The organism is Halorussus salinisoli, assembly GCA_005239435.1.
Lineage (GTDB): Archaea > Halobacteriota > Halobacteria > Halobacteriales > Haladaptataceae > Halorussus > Halorussus salinisoli.
The window spans coordinates 87398-110913 of the sequence record SZNP01000011.1; the positions used below are offsets into that span (position 1 = coordinate 87398).

17 protein-coding genes and 6 pseudogenes are annotated in these 23516 nt (G+C 56.0%); 15 read left to right on the forward strand and 8 right to left on the reverse strand.

Annotated elements, in window-relative coordinates:
* Positions 1 to 110: 110 nt before the first annotated feature.
* Together xacF and E2484_RS25870 are read left to right on the forward strand one after the other, a co-directional pair.
* Positions 111 to 1553, forward strand: a complete 1443-nt coding sequence (xacF, locus tag E2484_RS23755) for a 2,5-dioxovalerate dehydrogenase (protein WP_137287689.1) — start codon at positions 111 to 113, stop codon at positions 1551 to 1553.
* Positions 1554 to 2523: 970 nt separating this feature from the next.
* Complete coding sequence (locus E2484_RS25870; protein WP_321113083.1) at positions 2524 to 2859, forward strand: MarR family transcriptional regulator; 336 nt, start codon at positions 2524 to 2526, stop codon at positions 2857 to 2859.
* A 333-nt stretch (positions 2860 to 3192) separates the two neighbouring features.
* Here the strand turns inward: E2484_RS25870 and E2484_RS23765 are convergent.
* Positions 3193 to 3844, reverse strand: a pseudogene (locus E2484_RS23765) (IS6 family transposase).
* Between the two features lie 844 nt (positions 3845 to 4688).
* Positions 4689 to 5429, reverse strand: a pseudogene (locus E2484_RS23770) (cell division control protein Cdc6); the annotation flags it as partial.
* Positions 5430 to 5901: 472 nt separating this feature from the next.
* Between E2484_RS23770 and E2484_RS23775 the strand changes: the two are divergent.
* Together E2484_RS23775 and E2484_RS23780 are read left to right on the forward strand one after the other, a co-directional pair.
* A complete protein-coding gene (locus tag E2484_RS23775) occupies positions 5902 to 6894 on the forward strand; it encodes a ParA family protein (protein WP_137287691.1) in 993 nt (330 codons plus the stop codon).
* A complete protein-coding gene (locus E2484_RS23780; protein ID WP_137287692.1) occupies positions 6894 to 7334 on the forward strand; it encodes an acyl-CoA dehydrogenase in 441 nt (146 codons plus the stop codon). Before E2484_RS23775 ends, E2484_RS23780 begins: the two co-directional genes overlap by 1 nt.
* A gap of 211 nt (positions 7335 to 7545) precedes the next feature.
* On the opposite strand, the pseudogene E2484_RS23785 reads toward E2484_RS23780, so the two are convergent.
* The 4 genes and pseudogenes from E2484_RS23785 to E2484_RS23800 form a co-directional block, all read right to left on the reverse strand.
* Positions 7546 to 8014, reverse strand: a pseudogene (locus tag E2484_RS23785) (hypothetical protein).
* Positions 8015 to 8144: 130 nt separating this feature from the next.
* Positions 8145 to 9380, reverse strand: coding sequence for a phage integrase SAM-like domain-containing protein (locus E2484_RS23790; protein WP_137287693.1), 1236 nt, complete (start codon positions 9378 to 9380; stop codon positions 8145 to 8147).
* Positions 9381 to 9402: 22 nt separating this feature from the next.
* Positions 9403 to 9930, reverse strand: a pseudogene (locus tag E2484_RS26225) (hypothetical protein).
* Complete coding sequence (locus E2484_RS23800; RefSeq protein ID WP_137287694.1) at positions 9927 to 10463, reverse strand: DUF7437 domain-containing protein; 537 nt, start codon at positions 10461 to 10463, stop codon at positions 9927 to 9929. Before E2484_RS23800 ends, E2484_RS26225 begins: the two are co-directional and overlap by 4 nt.
* Before the next feature lie 614 nt (positions 10464 to 11077).
* On the opposite strand from E2484_RS23800, the gene E2484_RS23805 reads away from it, so the two are divergent.
* The 5 genes and pseudogenes from E2484_RS23805 to E2484_RS23825 all read left to right on the forward strand — a co-directional run.
* Entirely contained in the window at positions 11078 to 13438 is a 2361-nt protein-coding gene (locus E2484_RS23805; protein ID WP_321113090.1) for a TraM recognition domain-containing protein, read from the forward strand.
* 354 nt (positions 13439 to 13792) lie between these two features.
* A complete protein-coding gene (locus E2484_RS23810) occupies positions 13793 to 15064 on the forward strand; it encodes a phage NrS-1 polymerase family protein (RefSeq protein ID WP_137287789.1) in 1272 nt (423 codons plus the stop codon).
* 79 nt (positions 15065 to 15143) lie between these two features.
* The gene (locus E2484_RS23815; RefSeq protein ID WP_137287695.1) at positions 15144 to 15410 is read left to right on the forward strand and encodes an AbrB/MazE/SpoVT family DNA-binding domain-containing protein; all 267 of its coding nucleotides are present in this window, start codon (positions 15144 to 15146) and stop codon (positions 15408 to 15410) included.
* A 3-nt stretch (positions 15411 to 15413) separates the two neighbouring features.
* Positions 15414 to 15815: a type II toxin-antitoxin system VapC family toxin gene (locus tag E2484_RS23820; RefSeq protein ID WP_137287696.1), complete on the forward strand. Its 402-nt coding sequence runs from the start codon at positions 15414 to 15416 to the stop codon at positions 15813 to 15815.
* A 5-nt stretch (positions 15816 to 15820) separates the two neighbouring features.
* Positions 15821 to 16081 (forward strand): annotated as a pseudogene (locus tag E2484_RS23825) (HVO_A0114 family putative DNA-binding protein); the annotation flags it as partial.
* A 104-nt stretch (positions 16082 to 16185) separates the two neighbouring features.
* Here the strand turns inward: E2484_RS23825 and E2484_RS23830 are convergent.
* Positions 16186 to 16862: pseudogene (locus E2484_RS23830) on the reverse strand (IS6 family transposase).
* Between the two features lie 330 nt (positions 16863 to 17192).
* On the opposite strand from E2484_RS23830, the gene E2484_RS23840 reads away from it, so the two are divergent.
* The 5 genes from E2484_RS23840 to E2484_RS23860 all read left to right on the forward strand — a co-directional run bounded on the left by E2484_RS23840 (position 17193) and on the right by E2484_RS23860 (position 21592).
* Complete coding sequence (locus E2484_RS23840; RefSeq protein ID WP_137287698.1) at positions 17193 to 17735, forward strand: DUF7342 family protein; 543 nt, start codon at positions 17193 to 17195, stop codon at positions 17733 to 17735.
* Between the two features lie 85 nt (positions 17736 to 17820).
* On the forward strand, positions 17821 to 18195 hold the full coding sequence (locus E2484_RS23845) for a hypothetical protein (protein ID WP_321113097.1): 375 nt from the start codon (positions 17821 to 17823) through the stop codon (positions 18193 to 18195).
* 374 nt (positions 18196 to 18569) lie between these two features.
* Entirely contained in the window at positions 18570 to 19658 is a 1089-nt protein-coding gene (locus E2484_RS23850; protein ID WP_137287699.1) for a hypothetical protein, read from the forward strand.
* Positions 19659 to 20078: 420 nt separating this feature from the next.
* Complete coding sequence (locus tag E2484_RS23855; RefSeq protein WP_137287700.1) at positions 20079 to 21005, forward strand: hypothetical protein; 927 nt, start codon at positions 20079 to 20081, stop codon at positions 21003 to 21005.
* A gap of 305 nt (positions 21006 to 21310) precedes the next feature.
* Positions 21311 to 21592: a HalOD1 output domain-containing protein gene (locus E2484_RS23860; protein ID WP_321113099.1), complete on the forward strand. Its 282-nt coding sequence runs from the start codon at positions 21311 to 21313 to the stop codon at positions 21590 to 21592.
* Between the two features lie 306 nt (positions 21593 to 21898).
* Here the strand turns inward: E2484_RS23860 and E2484_RS23865 are convergent, their stop codons facing one another.
* Positions 21899 to 22705 carry a trypsin-like peptidase domain-containing protein gene (locus E2484_RS23865; RefSeq protein ID WP_137287701.1) on the reverse strand — a complete coding sequence of 269 codons (807 nt, stop codon included), beginning with the start codon at positions 22703 to 22705 and terminating at the stop codon, positions 21899 to 21901.
* Between the two features lie 71 nt (positions 22706 to 22776).
* On the opposite strand from E2484_RS23865, the gene E2484_RS23870 reads away from it, so the two are divergent.
* Positions 22777 to 23385 carry a hypothetical protein gene (locus tag E2484_RS23870; RefSeq protein WP_137287702.1) on the forward strand — a complete coding sequence of 203 codons (609 nt, stop codon included), beginning with the start codon at positions 22777 to 22779 and terminating at the stop codon, positions 23383 to 23385.
* The last annotated feature ends 131 nt before the right edge of the window (positions 23386 to 23516 follow it).

Sequence of the window (23516 nt, forward strand, 5' to 3'; positions counted from 1 at the left end):
ATAGTGGAGCGGGCGAGGTTGTGAGACGTGTGATGGGACCGACTAGTATGTGTGTCAAATCTGTGTCGAATCGTAACAGTAGTATAGGATGATTTAAAAAATATCACTCGATGCCGGAGAAGAACTATATTAACGGAGACTGGGTCAAATCAGAGACCGGGGACATCGTCGAGGTAGAGAATCCCGCGAACCCGAGCGAAGTCGTCGAAAGCTATCAACAGTCCGGCGCGGCCGACGCGATCGCAGCCGTTGAGGCCGCGGACGCGGCGCAGGACGACTGGGCCACAACGCCCGGACCAGAACGAGGTCGCATTCTGCGCAAAGCTGGCACGTGGCTCAGGGACCGCAAAGAGGAGCTGACAAATCAGCTCATCGCCGAGGAAGGGAAGGCCTATGCTGAGGCTAGCGGCGAGGTCCAGCGCGCCATCGAGATCTTCCACTACTTCGCGGGGAAAGCAGCCGACCTTGGCGGCACCGTCAAAGGACCGAGCGCGCAGAACCAGAACTTATACACAATCAAGGAGCCGATCGGCGTCGCCGCGCTCATCACGTCGTGGAACTACCCTATTGCCATCCCGGCGTGGAAGCTCGCGCCAGCGCTGGCAGCCGGCAACACGGTCGTGCTGAAGCCAGCATCGCTTGCACCCGGCGTCGCAGTCGAACTTGCGAAGGCGCTCGACGAGGGTGGCCTACCTGATGGCGTGCTAAACGTGGTTACTGGCCCTGGAAGCACAGTTGGGTCGGAGTTCATCGAGCACGACGCGGTCAACGCGGTTTCGTTTACGGGTAGTAGCGAGGTCGGCCAGATGGTGTACGATCAGGCGACTGATGCCAGTAAGCGCGTCCAGACAGAACTCGGCGGGAAGAACCCGACGCTCGTTAGCTCCTCCGCCGACCCCGCCGAGGCAGCCGACATCGTCGCTAGCGGCGGATTCGGGACAACCGGCCAGTCATGTACCGCGTGCTCCCGCGCTATCGTCCACGAGAATATTTATAATGAGTTCGTCGATGAACTCGTCGACCGCGCCGAAACCGTCGACATCGGCCCCGGACTCGATCATGAGATGGGGCCGCAGGTCAGCGCTGACGAACTCGAATCGACGCTCGATTATATCGAAATCGCCGAGAGCGAGGGTGCGACGCTTACAGCTGGCGGTGGTATCCCCGAATCCGCTGCAACCGAGGAAGGTTACTTCATCGAGCCAACCGTGTTCACCGATGTGGATTCCAGTATGCGCATCGCTCAGGAGGAGGTTTTCGGGCCTGTCATCGCGGTCATCAAAGTGAGAGACTTCGCCGAGGGTCTCGACGTGGCGAATGACGTCCACTACGGTCTCTCGGCGAGCATTGTCACCGACGACCACACGGAGGCTAACCGGTTCGTCGACGAAATTGAAGCGGGCGTCGCCAAAGTTAATGCGAAGACGACAGGTCTCGAGCTCCATGTCCCGTTCGGCGGCTTCAAGCAGTCGTCCAGCGAGACGTGGCGCGAACAGGGTGACGAGGGGTTGGAGTTCTACACCATCGAGAAGACGGTGTACGATAGCTACTAAGTTCGTGGCGAAAGACAGCTGGTGACGCAATTGAGGGGAACTAGCTGTGATGTCGGTCAAGCTAGCACACCAGTACGACGCCCGAATCAACTTCGTCATCCCATTACTCAGCTTTCCAATTCAGACGGGGACTCTCGTTTACAGACCAACCGGTTCAGCACACGATGGCATCAGAGAATCCAAATGGAACTTAGGGAGTCGTCTCGAGTGCGAATATGATCTGTTCGGGTGGCCCAATAAGTTCACTGTCGACGAAGTCTACGTGCGCCCGCTGCGTTGTTTTAGCCTATGGCAAGTTCCCAGCCGTACGTTGGCAATCTGGTGTATGATCGCGAGCTGAGATAGAGGACGACAAGTGATTCGATACGATTTCTCATCTGTAGGCTGTGTTCTGACTCTTGCTTGCCGTCACTTGTTCCCCTTTCCCAGATAGTGCATTCGACCCCGGATAGACAGCGAGGGTTGCTTGTTGTCCTACTTATCTATGGCCAGTAAAGTGGTGGATACAGTTATTGGGATTGGCAAAAACGACAATCTCACAGGAGGATCGTACGTGAGTTACGACGGTATGATTCTGCCGGGAGTTGGCAAGTAGTTCTACCAGATTACTTGTGAAAGCCCCTTCTAAATGATAGGAATGGCTTGTGTTAACGTGCTGAGACTCTATCAGTTGAGCCGTGTTCAGTGACTCGCCATCCTTTTGAGCGTATATGACTATATTTTTTATACCAACAGATACGTCGCACCGAAGTCACAGTTGATATCCGCAGCCACATCGAACTTACTATCGTTACAAACATATGTAAATATAAGTATGTGAATGGGATCACGAGTAAAATTGGCCCCTTTCTCCGAGGGATACATCCGCACACACGATCGCTATTCTACACGTACGCTTTCGATGGCGGCCCTACAGATAACGAACGTAGACAAATGATTATAAGGCAGTTCTCGTATAGGAGTGATTAAAATGGATGCGTCAGGCTCAACTGACACCAGTGAGCCGTATTTGACACGTGAACACGCCACGGATGCTCTTCTGAACCTCCCACCGAGCGCTAAGCTCATCGTTAAAGTACTAAAATATAATGAAACAATGACTCAGGGCCAGCTCGTGGAGGAATCACTCCTACCAGACCGGACGGTTCGGTACGCGTTGAACCGTCTTGACGATGAAGGCCTCCTCCACTCAGAATTCTCTCTGACAGATGCCCGAAAGCGGTGCTATTCGCTTGACCTCGAATATCTCAAATCCTGTGAATATCCATCTATTCTTAACTATTCCAGTATCAATTTAATATTATAATGATGGAGTGGACCAGTGGAGTTGATCAAGGAAATACGTCGATCGTCGAAGCTAAAATTTATGTTCTGTCGAAGGCTAGCAGCTAGTACTATGTTCACCAATTGCTCTCAGTGCCAGGGAGATATAGTAAAGAAACGCGATTACTACGTGTGCGGCGAATGTGGTTTTGTACCACCGGAAGGAGCAGACTAAGTGCGTAGGCCTTAGTAGCGAGCACCACTGGTATAGCAGTAAGGTATTTTTTACATATTTATAATTACTCTAGTTTGCTGCCCAAAGGTTGTGGTGTAAACATACCAAGGATTGTTTTCCTATCGGCAGCAGCGGCACTGTCTAGTTTTCCTCCTCAACTGGCGTGCGTTCATCGAGTGCTTGATGCGGTCGTTGAACGTTATAGTAATGGACGAACAACGCAAGCCATTGGCGGACGCTCCGCCGACTGCCCACCCACGACGAATGGAAGCGGTCGATTCGTATTTTGAGAGTGTGAAACCATTTTTCGATGTGGTTTTGACGGCGTAGTCAAGCTGACCGCTCAGTCCTAATCGAGAGAGGGAAGTCAGATAGCCTGCACCATCGACCAGAAACACAGTTTGAGAACAATCGTGTTTCTGGGTGAGGCCGTGAAGGAACGCAGCCGCCGGATCGGTGCCACGCCGACCAAATACGGCGGCATCGAGCAGTACCTTCGTTTCGAGGTCGATTGCAGCGTACACCCAAGACCACTCACCGTTAATTCGGACAGCGGTCTCGTCGACCGCGACCCGCCGACGCTGTCAGCCAACCGATGCTCCCAATTCCAGACCGCTCCATGCGTCCGTTCAACGTCTACCAACCCGAGAATCGCTGCTGTTTCCCTGAGTGAATACTCGGCAGCGGGAGCGGACGGCGACGCACGTCAGGGCGTTCGCCGTCCGGCTCCACGCTGCCAACATTCAAGAGTAGCGGTGTCTAACGTCTCTTTGAGCAGGTCTCGCAGTTGCATGGACACCAACCGCTACGACCTGCTCGTTTCTCAAACCGCGTAACTAGACAGTGCGGACAGACCATTTACTCGTACTCTTTAACAGAGATTCGTCTGTTTTATAGGTATGGTTTAGCACGACAACATTCCCACGTCTTATAAGACGAATTGGACAAACTGACAATACGTCGGGTGAACTGAACGAGAGCCGAGGTTCGTCTCTCGTCTGCACGCTCCTTGAGGACAGGCAAGCCTGGAGTGCGACTAGTCGAAGTCCGTTCCCCGTCTATCGCTACAGAAACGCGTCGATGTATACCGACATCACCCTCCCCCGTTATCGATGTGTAAATGCTCGAAGGCGGGGCTACAGAGCGAAGGAAACGTAGCACCCGAACCTCGGGAATCGAGGGAAGAGACGCCGAGACATCATAATTACGGCATCCAGAATATGAATACCGACGCGGAATCAGAAGTCGTCTTCCCGGTTCGACAACCGAAAATAGAGATTACTATTTTCTCACTAAATTCTACTACGGCTATAGTTTTCACTATAGTACTACAAATTCTCGGGTTCAAGTAATTCGGTTCGTCGCAAACGGGATCGTTGGCTCGATAGTCTGTAACCGTCTTCAGTGCCGTTTCCATCCGAGTTCTCGGTAATTGCTACTTCGACCACCACTTCGGTGAGGATATTTACACGTCGATAACGGGGGGAGCGGATTGGAGAACAACTTCGATAACCAGCTTTCGACCGCAACCGCGATACCAACAGGAATCAACGGACGAATATCGACGACACCTCTAGATTCCACGAGCCCGGAGACTGACGAACCTGTACTGGGTTCTGTAATGACTGCACTCCTCGTTACGGGAGAAAATCGGTGACCTGTGCACTGACGACGCTTCTCAACACCTCGTCGTTGATATTGCCGAGACGGGTGTCTTTCGTGAGGTGCTCGATTATCGTCTCAGTGTTCTTCCCGAACTGGAACTCCATGTGCATCCCTCGACCGCGACCACGGCCGCGTCGTTCGCTCACGACGAGCCCGTAGGCTTCGAGTTCCTTCACGTATTTCACGTACGTCTCTCTGGTCATCTGGTCGGCGTCGATGCTCCCGGTCAACCACTTGTAGACTTCGTACCCGGCCGGACTTGGAACCGAGTCCAGCGACGAGTCGGAGTAGTCGTACACTATCGCGGTCGCGTACAAACAGAGCTTCTTTTGCGTCGACAATCCCTCGATTAGCTTTTGCGTTCGGTCGACGTCGATTTCACTCTGGGCCTCTCTCACGTGTTCTTCCATTACTCGCTCGCAACCGTACTTGTCGGCGAGTCCGCCAGCCTTCCGGATGAGGTCGATAGCTTTCCGTGCGTCGCCGTGACTCTGTGCGGCGAACGCGGCCCCGAGCGGAATGACGTCGTCGGTCAATGTTCCCTCTCGGAAAGCGTCGCGGCGATGTTCGAGGATACTGCGGAGTTGATTCGCGTCGTAGTCGGGGAAGGTGACGTCGTCCGGATTGAACGACGACTCCGCTCGGCCGTCGATGTTCTGGATAAACTGGGGGTCGTTCGTGAGGGCCGCGACCGACGCCTGTCCGTCGATTTCGCCGTCTCTCTTCTCCAACTTCTGACCGTCATCCTAAGAATACGCTCCTCGCGTCGTTCTGAACCCAACCACCGAGCCGAGTATCGACTTGCGGCTTCAGTAACTGAAGCTCTAGATATCTGTTATAGATTCCTGTTACCGTTGGCTGTTATAGATTGCTGTTATAGTCCGCTGTGTTGGTGCCTACTGTGGGCGACTACAGCAGGGTGTCTGTTACACACATCTATTACAGATACCTGTTACAGGTAGCAGTTACTGATTACCGTGGCAGCTGTCTGGTAAAGATGGCTGTTATAAACGACTGAGACAGATAACTGTGGTGGATCGGCTGAAGCGGTCGCCACTATAAAGTCTGTTACAGCCGTCTGTTACAGATGGTTGTTACAGGTTAATATTACAGATGCCTATAACAGGGGGTTGTTACATGCGTCTGCCATAGATTTATGTAACAGCAGTTTGAGGGAGAAGATGTATGATTCGTAGTGTCGTATACGCTGAATCCGGCGGCACATACAAAACGACCACCACCGCGAACCTAGCAGTCGCGCTCAACCGGATGGGATTCGACGTTCTCACCATCGACCTCGACCCACAGGAAGGAAATCTAACAACGCTGTTCGACGTTGGTGAACACCGCGACGATCCCGAGGCGGACAACATCGTCCGCCACATTCTCGAAATGCCAGAAGGTGACTTCGAGGACCTCATCGAAACCAGCGCCGAGGGCGTTGACGTCATTCCAAGCCACGACATGCTTGGAGACTTCACGTCTAACCTCGAACAGAAGATTTCCTACGAAACCCAAATGAAGAACATCGACGAGGACGAGTACGACCGACACGGACTCCTGTACAAGCTCCTCTGGGAGACACAACAACTCCAAGACTCGTACGACGCCATCCTCATCGACCCCAACGCACGCGCCGAAGATCTACTCTACAACGCTATCTACGCGATGCGCACGCTCGTTGCGCCGGTCCGTCCTGCTGGAAAAGGCAGTCTCAGCCTCGACGGACTGGAAGAACTCGTCACCAACATGCATGACGAGTTAGGTATCGAAGTCGGATTGTCGTGTGTCGTTCCGCAGGGCGTCGGCCAGACAAACGCCCACAAGCAGTACCGTGACCAATTCCTCCAAACGGACGCATTCGAAACGCCAGTCGCAATTGCTGACCGTGAGAGTATGATGGACGCGATGTGGGAAGCCCGTGGGTCCGCATTCAAGGTTGTCGAAGAACGGTGGAAGACCTTTGAATCGGATGGCGAGATGGTGTCCGAGTCGGGGAAGCGACGAGTTCGTGACCGGGAGATTGAAACGCTTGAACAACTGTGGACACTTGCTGGTTTCGTCGCAACCGAAACCTTCGACGAATCTATCAACCCTAAACTCACGCTGGACATCCAAGACGCCGACACACGCACCATCTCCTATGAAGACCGCTCCGAACTCGAGGTGGCGAACTGATGGGTGGAAGCTTCAAGAGCGGCGCAGGATCGCTCGACTTCGAAGAGAACGGCGAGTCCGACGACGAAGACGAATCAATTCCTGAACCGGCTCCGGACCAAGAATCGACGACGACCAACGAGTCGACGGAGACGGACGAGACGACTGAGGATTCCCAGCAGGACGAAACAAGTACGGAGACCGCGTCTGCTTCGAACAAGTATCCGTACTTCGTGCGTCGGAACTCCGTCGGTGACGAACGCTCTACTCGAATGGAACTGCACGTCCGTGATGATGTTGCAGACCAAGAGGGCGAGTACTTGAGTGAACTTGCAGACAAACTAGATACTGACCGCGTAGCGAAGACGGATGCTCGAGAATTCGCGCTAAAACTCGCACATGAGAACCCCGAAGAGGTCGCACGCCTCATGCGCGACGAAGGATACGGCGAACTAAGCTAACGCTTTTCAGCTACTTTCGTTTCCTCCGCAGCTAAATTAGCGATGGTTGGTTTTTGACTGGTCGGTCGCAAGCGACGCGGAGGGCGGCAGCGGCGTTCTCGTGAGCGAAGCGAACGGGAGCCAGCGAGACGGAGTCTCGCGCAGTCGCGGGATGCCGAGCGGCCGAGGGCTTCCGAATGTCATGTGCGACCTATCGCAGACCAGAATCCCGTCAGTTATCGGACGAAATCAAATCCTCGATGAAGCGGAACACGTTCGCGAACGTCACCGAGTCACCGTAGCCCTCACTGGCGAGCACGGTTTCAGCCCCCTCGCCGGCCGCGATATCGGTCGTGTAGATGTACACCTCAGTCGCCGTACCCGCACTGAGGTGCTGGGCGGCGAGCGCTGCAAGCGCGGCGTCGGCCCGCTCAACGTCGTCTGCAGGTCGGTCGTCGGCGTTCGCGATATACCGCTGGACGCCGTCCATCGTCCGTGACACGATGGGCTCGGAAAACTCGAGCGGCGCCGCGACTTCAGCCCAGCCCTCGTCGATCGCGGCGTCGATGGACAAAGCCTAGACGTTGGAGTCCTCGACGGTCAGCTCCTCGTACACGCGTTCCGGGAGGACGAAGGTGATGTCGTTCCGGCGGGCGAATCGGCGGACAGCCTTGTACCGGCTGTTCGACGGTTGGCCCCATCGCGACGAACAACCCGGTACTCCCTTCGTGGGAGGAAGTTACTCCCGGGGGCGTCGGGAACGGCCCGATGCCCCTCGTGGGAATCCTCGCCCTTCAGGGCGGGGAGGATGTCAATCGTTTCCCTTTCCAACTAACCATCAATCTCTGAGAGCGCTTCTGTGGCAACGTCGCCGAGTTCTCCGGCCTCAATATGTGAGTACCGCTCACGAACCATCTCCTCCGAGTTATCGAGATACCGGGCCGCAACCGTGTACCCGAACGCGCGGACAAGGACCTCGCCCATCCCGCGTCGACCGCCGTGGGGTGCGAGATAATCGTGTTTCGGATGGTCGACGTCGATCTCTGCATCGTCTGAAAGCCGTTGGAGAATCGATCGTGCGCCATCCGTTGTAATCGATGGCGGCCGAATGTCCTCGACGAGAGCCAACAAAAGATCGCGGGCGTACTCGTCACGTCGCTCATCGATTACATCCGGCCGTATCCCTTGATCCGCCAGCTCGTCCTGCACGAGCGTCGCGAGCGTCCGCTGGTCGAACGTCGGGAACACCGGCCAGCGCTTAGTTGGTGGATCCATAAGCTGGCGATAGCTCCGAAGCGGCGAGATCACCGGATCGGGGAGACTCGCAGCGTCCCACTGCTGTTTCTTCCGATAGACGTCCATACTCCCGTCGTCGAGCGAGATCTCCTCCCACCGGACCCCGCGCCGGCGCGGGTCGTTCGGGTCCCGAAGGAGTTCGCCAACCCGGACAGCTGTGTACGCGAGGACGAACACGAGGGCGCGGTCACGAGCCGCCTTCAGAGCCGTGTATCGCGCTCGCTGCCTGTCGAGTGGATCAACATCCTCTGGGAGTGTCGTGTACGTCTCGATGGCGTCGCGGGCTCGCTCGTTGACGTGCCGGGTAAGGGCGTGGCGCTGTTCGGACGTCCAGGCCTGCTGGTCGCCGGGCTTGCGGCCGTCGTCCTCCGGAAGCGGTGCCATCGCACTCGCCCGTTGGGCGTAGTGAGCCTCGAGGTGGCCCTCGTTGACGCACCAGCCACACCACGCAGAGATATAGCGGTAATAGGTTTGTACGGTATTCTGCTTGAGCCCTCGGTCACCGGCGAGGTGACGGGCATACTCCCGGAACACTCGGTCGTCGAGATCCGCGAAGGTTGGTTCTCGGTCGACGTCGTCAGGGACGACTCCGGTCCAGTCGTCGTCGCCGCGGTCGCCGGCGGCCCACTCGGCAAACCGCTCAAGTTCGCGAGCTGCGTTGCGTCGATAGTTCCCGCCGTCGCCACCGCGTCCTTTCCCCTTGTCCTGGAGGTACCGCTCGAAGCTGTCGTCGAGAGCGTTTTCAGGACGGGAAGAACGATCGTCGATCATCGGCTTTCACCTCGGATCTGCGTTACCGAAATTCGTTGGCTGTGATCGTCTCGAGATACTCGACGCTGACGTACCGGAATTCGATACGGTCGTTGAAGCCGTGTTGAGGGAGGAGCGTCTCGGCCGCCCGTCCCGCCGGTTTGTCGGTCGTCAAGAGAACGACGTGGTCCGCCTGCCCGGTGTCGAGTACCTGAGCAGAAAGCCCAACGAGTGCCGTATCCGCTTTCTCGGTGATGTCCTCGTCGCGGTCGGTCTCGTTGGCGATGAATCGGCGCGCTTCGTCCATCACCGTCGAAACGAGTGGATTGGCGTAGTCGAGTTCGTCGGCGACGACGATTCAGCCCTCCTCGAATCCATCGAGATCGGGAATGTTCCCCGAGGGATACTCGTCTGCTGCAGGATCGCCCCCGAGCTCTTCGTAGACGCGCTGCGGGATACGCAACGAGACACCTGCCTGTCGGAGTGCCCAACGAAGCCGTTGAAACTTGTTCTTGTCCGGACCGCCACACCGTACAAAGACGCCGGTATCGGCGGTATAGTCCGTCGTCATGCAGCCGCGTCAGCGTACTCGGTGGCAACCGGTTCCAGCGCCTGGAGGATGATCTCGGCCTCAAGCGGTGAGAGGTCAAGTTCCCGGGCCGCAATCCGATGGTTGACCGTACCATCGACGTACTCGTAGGCGTACTCGAGGGCGACAGCAAGGCCGTCGAGGCCATGGCGCTCGATGTAGACGTCGATGTCCTCGTCCTCGTCGCGGCGGGCAACGGCTGCGATAAGTGCCGGCGTGATCGTTTGCGTCTCGCCGTCCGTCGAGAGCGTGAGTGCAATCGACTCGGCGTCGTATTCGTACGGGCGCTGATCACGGGTTTTCTCCACTAAGCCAGCTGTTTCGAGGTTCTGAACGTAGTCGTAGGCGGTCCCCTGTGGGATGTCGATCTCGTCGACGATCTCGGGAACTGTGACCGGGCCGTGTTGCAGGATGTGGGCGTAAAGCCGAGCGAGTGCCGGCGTTTCGAGGAGGTCGGCGACCGTCTGAAGCTGCTGAATAGGTGGTTGACCTGACCGGGGAGGTGATTGCGCCATTTAGATTACGAATTATCGATAATTCGTGATAAGGTTTCCGGCGATAGATCGGGGCTCGCAACCAATCCAATACTCGCAGAGAGACAGCCGCTTGCTGCGGCTCATCCCCAGGGGAAGCGCCGATGTGAGGCGTTTGCAGCATTCGTGCTTACCCGACGGCGGCGGGGTACTTGAAAGTGGTCGTGATTACGGGCATAATCACGACCATATTCAATATTCGGAATACTGTATTAATTCAGAGTTTAAGAGCCTCTATACCCCAAATACAGGCAGATAGCATGAATGTGAATCTTATACCGCTATACAGAACCTTGGCCGTCAAGTTCCAGAGAGTCGGAGTTTGGAATTCGACAAACCACCGAACTCCTAACATGTAGTTATCAGGAGCTTGCTCACTGCTGTCTTCGATGATGGGCTTGGAGCTGTCATTTGGCCATTCCTGATGGCGTCACTACTAGACGGCGGCAAGAAGGCAGCTGATCATACTGACGGTCGGACTCAACTTCCTCGAAGTTCCGGACTGCGAAACCGAGGAGGAGCGTGAAAACGAGATCGAGAGCCGGATCGAGAATCTGAAGGCGATTTTCGATACGGATGAGTACTGGGGGATCAATATGGAGTCGATTACCGAGTCGATGGGCCGGGCGATGATGCAGTCCGAGAAACCGTTCTCGGTGATAGACATGTACTTCACGCTATTGAACGCCGAGCGGCGTGAGGAATTCGCGGCCAATGTCGAGGACCCCTACGTCCGCGAGTTCTGTATCGAAATCGCCCAAATGGATGACGAAACCGTGCGTCCAATCCTGAAACGAATCAAATCGTGGGTCGAGAACTCGGTTATCCGCCGGATTATCTCCCACCGCGAGAGTACCATCGACTTCCGCGACATCATCGACAACGACCGAATCGTCATCGTCCGTACGCCCGTCGAGAATACGGATATTAAGAAGATGATCACGCTCGGCGTGATGCGGAACCTCTGGAGCGCAATCCAACAACGGTCCTACGAACACGATACCGACCCCGAGCCGTACTTCGTCCTCTGCGACGAGTTCGACGACATCGCCAGCGACAACCTCGACATCGAATCGATGCTCGCTCGCGCCCGCTCCATGCGGTTGTCCGTGACCCTCGCCTCTCAGTATCCATCGCAGTTCGACGAGGAGACGCTCAAGGCGATGCAGAACAACTGCGACAACCTCATCGCCTTCTCGGTCAACGACGTGGACGACGCCCGCCTGTTGATGAAGCGGTTCCGGGACTACACGGCCGAGGACCTCATCTCGACCGACCAGTACAAAGCGTGGACAAAACTCTCGCTCGACGGCGGTCGCTACTCCGAACCAGTCTTGCTCAACTCCTTCCCGCCGTATCCACCACTTCGGTCAACTGAGGCGGTTGACGACATCATCGAGCGGAGTTTAGACCGGTATGGGACAGAGCCGCTGACCGACGAGGAAATTATGCAGAACCTCGTCTACAGCGACTCCAATGAAGCGGCTACTCCGACACAGATACTGGACAAGACGATGGCCGAGGCGATTCGGGCGGTCCAAATCCGAACGGGTGACCGCGCGGAAAACGGCTGGGTGGACGTCGCCGCCGTGGACGACGAACTCGCGGTCCGCCTCGACAATCAGGACGCCAATATCGAGTATGAGCCCGAGGACTTACCGGACGTGCGCGACGCCTCGGGGCTGATGGAAGTCGAACTGAAGGACGACGATATCGTGGTCCGCCTCACCGACGATGGGGAAACGATGGTCGAACCGGAGACGGGGTCGGTTCGATCTGCGGGTGGTGAAGCCCACGATGCAGTCCTCGTCGATACCGAGGCAGCACTTACCGAGCGTGAGTTTAGCGTCGAGATTGTCGAACAGGATGGGAGTGCACAGCCTGACGCTATCGCAACCCATCCCGACCACGACGCCGTCTTCAATATCGAAGCCGAGACCACGACACCGGATCGCCCCGTGAAGGTTTTACAGAATCTCAAGCGCGCCCACGAAGCAGACCGAACACCCATCTTCGTTGTTCGGCCTGGTGATTCGGAGACGAAATGGGCAACACGAGTCGAGAACATCCTCTCGCCGCCTCTGCGCGAACGCGCAGATGGGACCGAGCAGTTCTACAACTGTGACGAGGTCGTGACGTTCGGCGGTGGTGCGACGGCCCACGGCGGCGTGACTGCAGTCCGGCCGCGTACGTCCGACACGAATAGGACAGTCTGGACCCGTGACGGTGACGAGCGCGTGCTATCTGACGGCGAGACGGAGTTCGCTCGTGTGCCAGACGAAGGGACGCTCTCGAAAGACACAGTTCCAGCCTACTACAGTCATGACCGAGAAACCGGCCAGTACACCGTCCACAAACCCGGCGAGATGCAGACATATGACTCGAAAGATGAGTTCGAAGCGGAGTGGACGCCGATCAAGCGACCGTTCATCCCGAGTGATGAACTGCCGGAGTCAGAGGTACCCCGAGACAGCTACGTCGTCCTGATTCTGCCACCGAACGGCAATCCAACGGTCTTCCAGCAAGGCGAGACGTATGCGCTCTCAGAGAATCCTGGCTCTACAGAACTATGGCCAGACACTTCGACTGAAGACTCAGAACAGTCTGAAAACTCTACCCAGAGTGAGAAGACTCCCCCATCGCCCGAGGATGTTGGTTCTCAGTCACCTGCTAAGTCGGTGGATGTCGATCCAAGTGGCGACGGTGTCGAGGCGTTCACAGCAATGTATGTTCGGCAAGTGGACGAGGGCAAGGTTCCACAGGATGACCTGTTTCAGGCGTATTCTAATTGGACTGACCAGCACGATATCGACGGGACGAACAAGGGATGGTTCACTCGGAAGTTGCAGAACGTCATTGAATTCGATACTGATCGGTCGCGAGTGAACGGTGAGCGTGTCCAGTTCTACGTTGGGATCACGCTGACACAAGAGGCCGAGACACTACTCGAACAATGAAATCAACCAAATACATGATAAAATCAGCGGGTGGCTTAGCCACCACCCTCATTCGACAGAAGCTAGCCGACGAAATACTGCAATACAAGCCTCAAGGCGAGCAGGATCGGGCTTCTACACTCCCTGTCCACGCAGACTGGACGGCCAAGGACGTTGCATGGACACGACTGTCCACGCAAAATCGCATGACGGGGACGCTGTCCATGCAAGTCCCCGCCCAAAGACCAACTACTATAGAACGGGTTGCACCCGTTGGACAGGGCAACGGTCAGCCTGCTAGTCGAGAACCGTTTTATAATCATCGTGATAGTGGGTGTGCGATGTTCCAAGAAGTATCTACAAGGAGAGACGAGGATGGGTTCTGAGCCGTTGGTCGAGGTATCGGTGCTTCCGGATGAGTTGCACGAGCGCGAGCAGTGGGTGTGCTGGAAAGAGGAGCAACGGGACGGGAAAGCGACGAAGATTCCGGTGACACCGGGAAGTGGTGAGTTCGCGTCGTCGACGGATTCGGAGACATGGACAGGGTTCGAGACAGCACTCGACTACGTCCAAACTGGGACCGCGGCCGGCGTCGGGTTCGTCTTTACCGACAATGATCCAATCGTCGGCGTGGACCTTGACGACTGCCGGGACCCCGAAACCGGGGATGCCGACGACGCGGCGTTGGACATCATCGAGCGCCTTGACTCGTATACGGAGGTGTCGCCGTCCGGTACCGGGTATCACGTGCTGGTCAAGGGCGACTTGCCGGATGGTCGGAATCGACGTGGGAGTTTCGAGTTGTACGATACCGCGCGGTTCTTCACCGTGACTGGCGACCTCGTTGAGGAGACACCGACGCGGGTTGCACGGCGGCAGGACGCGCTCGCGGCCGTCCATCATGAGTACATCCAAGACACCGACGACAACTCGGAGGGCGAACCTGCACGCCGTGAGAGTACTGACGAGGAGTCCGCGACAGATGGGCCGACCGGCGTTGATGTGGACCTTGCGGACGAGGAGTTGCTTGAGAAGGCGATGAATGCGTCGAACGGCGCGAAGTTCGAGCGCCTCTGGAAGGGGAATACGGGTGGGTATGATAGTCAGTCGGAGGCTGATATGGCGCTCTGCAATTTGCTGGCATTCTGGACTGGAGGCGACCAAACCCGGATGGACGATCTGTTTCGCCAGTCGGGATTGCTTCGTGACAAATGGGATGAGGTCCACTATGCGGACGGGTCGACGTACGGGGAGAAGACGATTGAGCGAGCGGTTGGGAATACGTCGGCGTTCTACGACCCAGAACCAAAGAATGAATCAACTCAGGACGACGCCTCGACAGCGGACTCATCCGCCGATGCTGATCGTGACGGGTCTAAGCGGAGTCAAGCGTATCTGACCGAGAAGAATCGGCTGTTAGCTGAGCGTGTTGAGGAGCTAGAGACACTCCTTGAGTGGAAGAGCGAGCGCATTGAGGAACTCGAAGCGGAAGTGGAGCGGCTCACAGCCGAACTCACGGAGCGTGACCAAGCGACAGATCAAACCCACGAGGAGCGTGCTGTTGAGGGGAGTCCGGATGATGAGGAATCACAGTCGGAGTCTGTCTGGGGTCGGACGAAGCGGTTGTTCGGAAACGACCGTGAGTGATCGTGATGTAGTTCGATACGGGAAAATGCACGAATTCACGGGAAGACTTTATAATCATCCCGTAGTAGTAGATTATAGGATGTCGAAATCTACGGACGAACGCGGACGCATCTACCTGCCGAAAGACGTACGTGAGCGGTTCGGAGACCAGTATCGTATCGTTGAACTCCCGAGCCATGTCGCGCTGTTTCCCGTCGACGATGATCCACTAGAGGGACTGCGTGACGCTGTTGGTGATGCTTTCGAGGGCGACGATGCCGACCAGTTGAAAGCTGATGCCCGCAAGCGAATTAGCGAAGACGTGCAAGCGGAAGTTGAAAGTCGCTCGGAAGACCACGAGGACTGACTCGTGTACGTCGAAACAGACTTCCTCATCGCTCTCGTCAAAGACAGCGATTGGCTGCGTGAGCCCGCACTTCGGGCGCTCGAGGAGCGAGACGACATTCATACATCGGTCCTGGCATACGCTGAGGTACTTGTTCTATTCTACGACCGTGAACAGGCCGAGTACGAGATCGATGCGCCACGCGCAATCACCAACCTCCTCGAATTAGTGCCTATTCGGCCAGAACACCACGAGGACGCTGTTCTTGCTGCTGCCACGTTCTTGGAGGAGCACCAGATGACACCATTTGATGCACTCCACGCCGGAATGGCCACAACAGGCGATGGGAAGGTACTCTCAAGCGAGCAGGACTACGAGACCGCCGGTCTTGACCGCCTTCCACTAGAAACGTATCCCGACGAGTGAGGATACCACTCCGCGTTGAACCCAGCAAAGCAATTGCGAACGAACAACCCGAGAGCATACGTGAGGCCGCCCGCCTCGTTGACCGGGATGTGTCCGATGTCCATTCAGATTTGAAGCACTTGGAAGTTCAGGATTCTGAACTCGAGGATGGTGATCCGGGTGGCGCAATCCAGCCAGTTGTACCCTTCGACAAAATCGAGATGCATATCGACTATCCCCTCCTCGAGGACGGGGATCCAGAGAGTACACCTGCGAGCGCAGACTAACCACCAACTTCCAGATCGTTGTACAGTTGCTATAGCGTTTATGAAGAAATGGAGTGACGTTCCACTATGACAGATACCTTCACGAAGCGTATTCCGGGCACTGTCTAGTTTACCCCTTCAACCGGTGTTCGTTCATCGAGGGCTTGGTGCGGTCGCTGGAAATTATAGTAATGAACAAACGATGCAAGTCACTGGCGGACGCTCCGCCGACTGCCCACCCACGACGAATGGAAGCGGTCAACTCTCATCTTAAGAGTGTGAAACCACTTTTCGATGTGGTTTCGGTCGACATACTCGAGTTGACCGATCAACCCTAATCGAGAGAGGGAAGTCAGATAGCCTGCGCTACCAACCAGAAACACAGTCTCTGAACAATCGTGTTTCTGGGCGAGGCCGTGAAGGAACGCACCGCCGGATCGGTGCCACGCCGACCAAACACAGAGACATCGAGCAGCACCTTCATTTCGAGGTTGGTTGCAGCGTACACCCAAGACCACTCACCGTTAATCCGGACAGCGGTCTCGTCAACCGCGACCCGCGTCGGCGACGCCGACGGCGGGTCGCCAACGCTGTCAGCCAGCTGATGCACCCAGCGCCAGACCGCTCCATGTGTCCGTTCAACGCCTAGCAACCCGAGAATCGCCGCTATTTCTCTGAGCGAACAGCCGGCAGCGTGGAGGCGGACGGCGAACGCCCTAACGGGCGTCGCCGTCCGCTCCCGCTGCCAACATTCAAGAGTAGCCGTATCTAACGTCGCTCTGAGCCCGAAATCCTTGAACAGGCCTTAGAGCGTGGTGTTGAGATTCTCTGGGCAGACGTAGTACTGTCCCAGTATTTGGATGACGAAACTGGTCGAGACACCGCAATCGAACTTATCGGTCGAAATCAAGTCAAGCGTGCAAAACGCGAAGTTGAAGCAGTTGAGGACGACGTTCTATGGGGCCTCGATGCATGAATGTGGCAGTTACTGATGGTGGTCTACGGTTCGGTGTGCGTGATGCACTCTTTCCGCTCTACTGTGCTACTCAATCACTGCACTTCTTACACAGAGTTCTTTGCGCTACCGAATGTTGAACCGCTTGAACAAGCAGATTGACCGTTCGTATAGCTTATGACGACGGAAACATCGAGATGGTCCGAGAGTACTGATACGGCTGCACGTGTCCGACATGTCGCGCTAACTCGGACAGAGCCACGTACTGCGGAATGGATCGCTAAAGAAGCAGACGTCCCACGCGATACCGCCGTGACGTATCTTAACCGGATGGTCGAACAAGGCGATCTGGAAGTCGTCGAGACGGACGAAGAGAGGAGTTACAAGCCAGATCGCGTCACACAGTACCTCCGTGAGGTACGTGAGCTTGCAGAAGCACACACGCTCGACGAACTCACGCACGAACTCGACACAATCGGTGAGGAGATCGATACGTGGAAAGACACCTACGAGGTTGAGTCACTCGCGGAACTGCGCCAGAGCATTGGCCGTGATGACTTGACTGGCGACAAGCGCCGTGAACGCCTCGAAATCATTGAAGAGTGGGAGTACAACATCGAGATGCGTGAATCAATTCAACTTGCAATCAGCCTCAAGTGTTCGCTCACGACACTAGGAATTGAGTCGTCTTCCGAGGAGTCGTCCACGAAGCTCCCGTAAGAAGGGTAGTCAGATACCTAGTACAACTGTTTCTGGTGGTCTGGGATTCCCCCGACGTGAAGGCCTTCGTCGTATCAAAGAACGAATGGAGAACGTCCCTGGGTTCAACGATGTGCGATATGACCCCTCTCGGCTCCGTCCACGAACCGTCGTTGCAGACGTCGACGTGAAACTGTTCCTTGGCGAGTCACTCCCCCGGACGGAAGCCAAAGTAGAGGTCCTCTGGCGGCCACGTGAGGGAACTGACGTGCAGCGCGTTCATTGGGCGGACGATGTCGTGAATCTTGGCTGGCACAAGGATGATGACCATCCAGAACTCAGGACAACGCATTTCCAGCTCGAAGCTGAAGACGAATCAGTCCATAAACCGGGAGCGATTGAAGTCGAAGCCCCGCTCAGCTTCCTCGAAGTCTGTCTTGATCGACTTCCGGACGAGCTTCGGCAAACAAGTGACTACTGACCTCATTCGGAGGCAGAAGGTGCTCAGGTTGTGTATTTAACCCAAAGAAATACCGCTGGCACTCTTCACCTTTGACAGTCGTAGGGATGCACAATTAGTGGTGCAGATTGAGCATGAGACTTCCTATCAGATACAGATGATATTGCAGGGTGCGTGCTGAATACAGAGGCTGTATTCATCAACTGGAAGCAGCGATATCCCTGTGTAAAAGTCCCCAATAAAGTGAGTATAGGCCTAACTGCCTTAATTTGGATGTATTCTTTTCAACTTCAAAAAATCGTCTCCCAAGATTTACCCTGATTTGCATACTCCCTACACAACCGCGAAGTGCTTAATTTTGCCTCCGTGGTCGATTCCCTGAGGTGGGGGGAGAAATGACACACGACAGACGAGAATTCCTACAACTCGGCGCACTCGCCGGATTCAGTGCGTTGAGCGCTGACAGAATCGTCGACGTACCGGTTCGTTTCGAACAGGACGACTCCGCCGACGCTGGCGGCTGGCCTGGCATCGACGTGCGGGTCACGCAAGAGTCCGGCAAAACGGCTCACTGGGTCTTGCCCGGCAGACGGCGGATAAGCGAGTACGTCTTCGGGACGCCCGAGAACCCACGCCGGACGGGCGAGTACTGGGTAAACTACGCCGAGGGCCCGGTGAAAGAATTGCTCCAGAAGCAGACCTTTCAGGTTGGACTGCCGGTCGACCAGCGCCGGACGAACGACGATGGGTCGGAGTTCACCGTCGCTGACATCCTGACGGGGTACAGTGACTCCGCTGAGGAGACCGACGGCGAACTCGACGTGACCTATCAGGACCGCCAGCCGTTCGACACGCCGGGCGAACCGGGCGACACCCGCGACACGGCGGAGGTGACGGCACAGTTCACCGACCCGGCGGGCAACGAGTACGAGGCCGTGCTGGACCATATCGTCCAGCCGCCGTTCCCGCCGTGGGAGACCGGCGGCGGCGTCGTAACCGGGACGTGGCTCCACGGCGTCACCGGAACAGGGACACCGCTGATGCCACGGATGTTCAACTACGCGGCGTTGTGGGGCGTCGGCGCGCTGAAGGTCAACGGCGAAGTCGCCGAGGAGGGACGGGTCATGCACTTCATGACCACCGAGAATATTCGGAAGGCCGACAGCTACCAACTCGCCATAGACGAGGAGCTTCCACTCTCGGAAGACGAGCGGTTCCTCGGCCACCCGCACCACACACACCTTTTCCTGCCGCCCATCAAGGGAACCCCGGAAGGACCGCAACACAGTCCGGTTCCCACGGAGTTCGAACTACCGAACAGCGAGACTCAGCCGTTCATCCACTACATGTGGGACGAAGACACCATCGAGGAAATCGTGGTTCGGGGCGCCGAAGGTGGAGAGACGACGACTACGGAGATGAACGAGGAGACGACGACCGAAGCGAACGAGACGACCGAGGGGAGTAAAACACGACCGAAGTAGGAGAAACGACTGCCAGCACGAACCGAGGCTACTAAGGACGCCCTGAGACGATAGCCCTTCGGTGTCGGTGATTCCTACCGGAAATTGGCCGTATCGAAAGGCAACTCGAACGAGTTTCCGTCGGACATGCAAACGATTATCGCAGAACGAGTTACAAAACGGGGGACGAGTGATGGATACGCGCCCTCTATTCAGCACGCTATTTCTGACAACGGTAGTTCAAGTCGTCGGAGGCAGTGATAGATACACGCCCTGTATTGTGCATAACCACTCCAATCTGATTAGCAGGTGATGGCTTCAACAAGGGCAGAACCGTCTGATGAGACTATTTCATAGAGGTCCGATTTGGCTTGTTCAGGTTGTCATGAGTCCGTCGCCATCGAATAACGTTTGTGCACCCTCTTCTTTCGATACCACGAGATGAATGCGGAGGAGTTTCTGACGCAACTCCATACGACGTGTGCTGAAGCCATTACGGAGTATCGCACTCAATTCCCAGACCACCCACCATTGTCCGAGCATCTCCAGTACGACAGTGACAGCCCCCTCGCGAGTGAGGCTGACCTCCATCGGTGCTTTCGAGAACTCACCCACATCTACGACGACCTCTTCGACGTGGACTCAACGCCATATCGAAATCAGTGGCGTGACCATCTTGTCTATAGTTTATCCTGGCGAGAGCATCTTAGGCTCATGACTAGTGACCCACCGGCGTCACTACTGATGGCTTGGATTGGGGGTCGCTATGCTGCTCGCACAGGCCATATCGGTATCAGTACCGGCCGACTCCCCGCGTCGAGAGCATACTCAGTACTCGCCTCCGAACTCCTCCATGCCTACCAGCACCGCTTTGACTCCCCAACCTGGCACCATCCCTATCTCCAGGAAGGAATGGATCGAGCCGTCTCAGTTCGAGCGCTCACCCAGCTCGCTCAAGAACTGGAGGACGATGATGATGTAGTTGCCCATGTTGCAATGAGACAGCGAGCGAATGCACTCCTCGCAGGATTGCTCGCGCATGGCACCCGTCACGGCGGCATTACACCAGCAGCTATCCGTGACCTTGGCGTCACCACCGACGAACTCTCAGCCCTCCAAGCAGCACTCCCATGGAGAATACTTGGCCATGTTCAACCACGCTATCGATGGAAGGACACCGCATTCCTCCCCGACTACGACCTCTTCGGCTCCCTCCTCCTCGTTAGTGAGGCTATGGACGTCCCCGATACCTACAGCCGTGCATTCTGGGGTGACCACCCCTGGGACGAGCTTATCGCGGATATTCAATCAATCGAACCCGGCTGGCTGTGGCAGTACGTTCATTCGGCGTATAACGGGAGTTTCTAGACGCCGGTGCGTCCGTACTAGGGTTCAAGCAACCTATTCAGTCTGAGTCTGTGCCCTCGGCAGTCGGGAGAACGCCAGCTTAGTCTTTCATGCGTAGAGAAGAGTTGCACCGGTCGTCTGGTCTAGAATCGCGACCCTGTTTATTCATCTATTTCTTACAGTAGTTCAGGTACACAATCCCTGGTCCGCGGTTATCACCTCATAATATCCTCTGGTAGTAGGGCGGAATCAATTAGTATCATGCTACTTTCTAGCGTGCAAGTATGCGTCGAGATTTATATACGTCCTTTCTCTACCAGTCTGGTATGAGTTGTGGGAAAGAAAATCAAAAGATGTGCCGGCATTCAGTGGAAGAAGAAAAACCACTCAGTCTCGCAGTCATCGAATGTATCGCAGACGCAGACGGTACTGACCCAGACACTCACCCCCCGCTTTATGAAGTAATCGACCCAGAAGCTCTCAACAATCTCTTCCGCGACCAGACCACTGGAGAAGTAACATTCACATATTTAGACTACAAGATAACCGTCAATCACAACACCGTCACTGCCCAACCGACTGCAGACCAGCCGGTGGGCGCCGACTAAAACCACTCCATTTGCTCCCTTGGTGCCTGTGCGTTCCCCCATTGATAGAACGGTGCGTTGACGCTCTGTATTGCTTCCACCTGATTCAGTTCCCTCAGCGAACGAGAGAGACCAAGGCTGAACTCACAAACCACTTTCACCTCGGTTGGCGGAGATATAAGGTAGACTCGTGGATATGACTAGTTCGTTTTGGCTATGGTTCCAAAGTCGGGTTGAGTAAATGAGGTGACTGTCGACTAAACGTGCCTTCGATTAGAATAATGAGCGTACTAATAGCTCCCTGTATTCAGCACGCCGAGTAGGCTTTCACTCGGAGATCCAGTCGTTCAGATACTGCTCAACGAGACTCGCAGGGTTGTGAGTCGCATACGTGGCGTCCTGATAGGACTCGTAGACATTCGGCTCAACAGGTTCCGGTGCCTCGTCCGGCCTACGGGAGCGCTGTTGCTTGGGCACACCACCGGTCGTCAGTCCGACGACCGTCTCATCGAGGGTCACGAGCGGTGAACCGCTGTTGCCACTCATATGTGGTACCGTCGTCAAGATCGCGTCACCGTACTCCTGCTCGCGGACGTACTGACCACTTGCAATGACCCAATTGCCGATGGCGAAGGGATGACCGACCTGCACAACCGTTTGTCCGTCGTTCAGCGAGGACTCGTCGCCCAGCGAGAGTGTCTTCGGCGCGGAGGACTCTGTCCGGAGGATGGCGACGTCGTGATACGGCCGAGAGCGGTAGTCGGTCGCGTTGACAACCTCGGGCTCGAAGGAGTCACCCCCGAGCGTCCAGCAGGTAATCGAGGACGCGTCGTCGATGACGTGGCTGTTCGTGACGACTAGATTTTCGGTGACGAACCAGCCCGTCCCGCTACCGCCAGCGGTACTGCCAGTCTTCGTATTAACACTAACAACTGCCGGACGGATTGCTTTGCCGACTTCTTGGACCTCCTGGTTGTCCGCTTGAGTACCACTAGAGACTGCTTGCTGAGTCTCGTCAGTCGGTTGCGTGGTTTCGATGAGCGATTCTTGCAGTTCGGTACACCCTGCAAGGGTCGTAAGTGCTCCAACTGCACTCGCCGTGAGAAATCGACGTCTCGTCGCTCGCTCTGGCATACCAGAGGATGCTTTACTATCCGGATAGGTCTTTTTCCCCCTGAAGCGACATTGAAACCCGAAAAGGGGTGTTGAGCGGACAGCTCAAACAGGGCAGGGAACCCCACCAAAACACTCTCAAGACAATCCTCGGCGACGACGGTACCGAGCACCTCCGAATACTTAGAAGCCACCACCCCGTAACCATCTCTATGGCCGACCGCGGTCGCGCAGCTCCCGTCTCAATCACGGACGAGGCTGATCCACCGGCCGGGACTGAATATCTACCAGACGACCACGCCATCCGGTATGTTGCGTATCAGTCAGCCAACGATCCGGACCCACCGGAGCGCGAATCAGCCTACAAGACGATGTCCTTCGAGCAGTGGGCGAAGACCGAGTGTGCCAGCCTCGGCCAGCAACGAGTCATGGAGGTCGTTGAATCTCGCCTCAAGGAGCATCAGCATGTTGGCTTCGCGTGCGGGCAATACGACGGTGACTGCCACGACCTCGCAGTGAAGGTCGAACTTTCGACCATGCGCGACCGAGATGAGAACATTCTCTCAGAACCCACAATTGACTACAACGATCTACGTGACATCACACCCACGTCGGTGACCGCAACGATACAGTATGCCGGACTGGAACACACCGAGACGTTCCCAGTAGTCGTCCACGAAACCGAAGGCCAGTTCCTGTAACCTTGGCGATGTGACCTGCGTGTTACGATCTGTTCTGAATTGTCCAATTTGTGGTGCAGATTGGTCACTTGATGTTCGTGAACTCGAACTGGGGCCGAACAACTGTGCCGCGTAAACAGCACTCGCTCTCC

What these genes read in the sequence shown, in the direction of transcription:
- xacF (WP_137287689.1), top strand. Translation starts at nt 111, where the DNA reads ATGCCGGAGAAGAACTATATTAACGGAGACTGGGTCAAATCAGAGACC.
- E2484_RS25870 (WP_321113083.1), top strand. Translation starts at nt 2,524, where the DNA reads ATGGATGCGTCAGGCTCAACTGACACCAGTGAGCCGTATTTGACACGT.
- E2484_RS23775 (WP_137287691.1), top strand. Translation starts at nt 5,902, where the DNA reads ATGATTCGTAGTGTCGTATACGCTGAATCCGGCGGCACATACAAAACG.
- E2484_RS23780 (WP_137287692.1), top strand. Translation starts at nt 6,894, where the DNA reads ATGGGTGGAAGCTTCAAGAGCGGCGCAGGATCGCTCGACTTCGAAGAG.
- E2484_RS23790 (WP_137287693.1), bottom strand. Translation starts at nt 9,380, where the DNA reads ATGATCGACGATCGTTCTTCCCGTCCTGAAAACGCTCTCGACGACAGC.
- E2484_RS23800 (WP_137287694.1), bottom strand. Translation starts at nt 10,463, where the DNA reads ATGGCGCAATCACCTCCCCGGTCAGGTCAACCACCTATTCAGCAGCTT.
- E2484_RS23805 (WP_321113090.1), top strand. Translation starts at nt 11,078, where the DNA reads ATGGAGTCGATTACCGAGTCGATGGGCCGGGCGATGATGCAGTCCGAG.
- E2484_RS23810 (WP_137287789.1), top strand. Translation starts at nt 13,793, where the DNA reads ATGGGTTCTGAGCCGTTGGTCGAGGTATCGGTGCTTCCGGATGAGTTG.
- E2484_RS23815 (WP_137287695.1), top strand. Translation starts at nt 15,144, where the DNA reads ATGTCGAAATCTACGGACGAACGCGGACGCATCTACCTGCCGAAAGAC.
- E2484_RS23840 (WP_137287698.1), top strand. Translation starts at nt 17,193, where the DNA reads ATGACGACGGAAACATCGAGATGGTCCGAGAGTACTGATACGGCTGCA.
- E2484_RS23845 (WP_321113097.1), top strand. Translation starts at nt 17,821, where the DNA reads ATGGAGAACGTCCCTGGGTTCAACGATGTGCGATATGACCCCTCTCGG.
- E2484_RS23850 (WP_137287699.1), top strand. Translation starts at nt 18,570, where the DNA reads ATGACACACGACAGACGAGAATTCCTACAACTCGGCGCACTCGCCGGA.
- E2484_RS23855 (WP_137287700.1), top strand. Translation starts at nt 20,079, where the DNA reads ATGAATGCGGAGGAGTTTCTGACGCAACTCCATACGACGTGTGCTGAA.
- E2484_RS23860 (WP_321113099.1), top strand. Translation starts at nt 21,311, where the DNA reads ATGAGTTGTGGGAAAGAAAATCAAAAGATGTGCCGGCATTCAGTGGAA.
- E2484_RS23865 (WP_137287701.1), bottom strand. Translation starts at nt 22,705, where the DNA reads ATGCCAGAGCGAGCGACGAGACGTCGATTTCTCACGGCGAGTGCAGTT.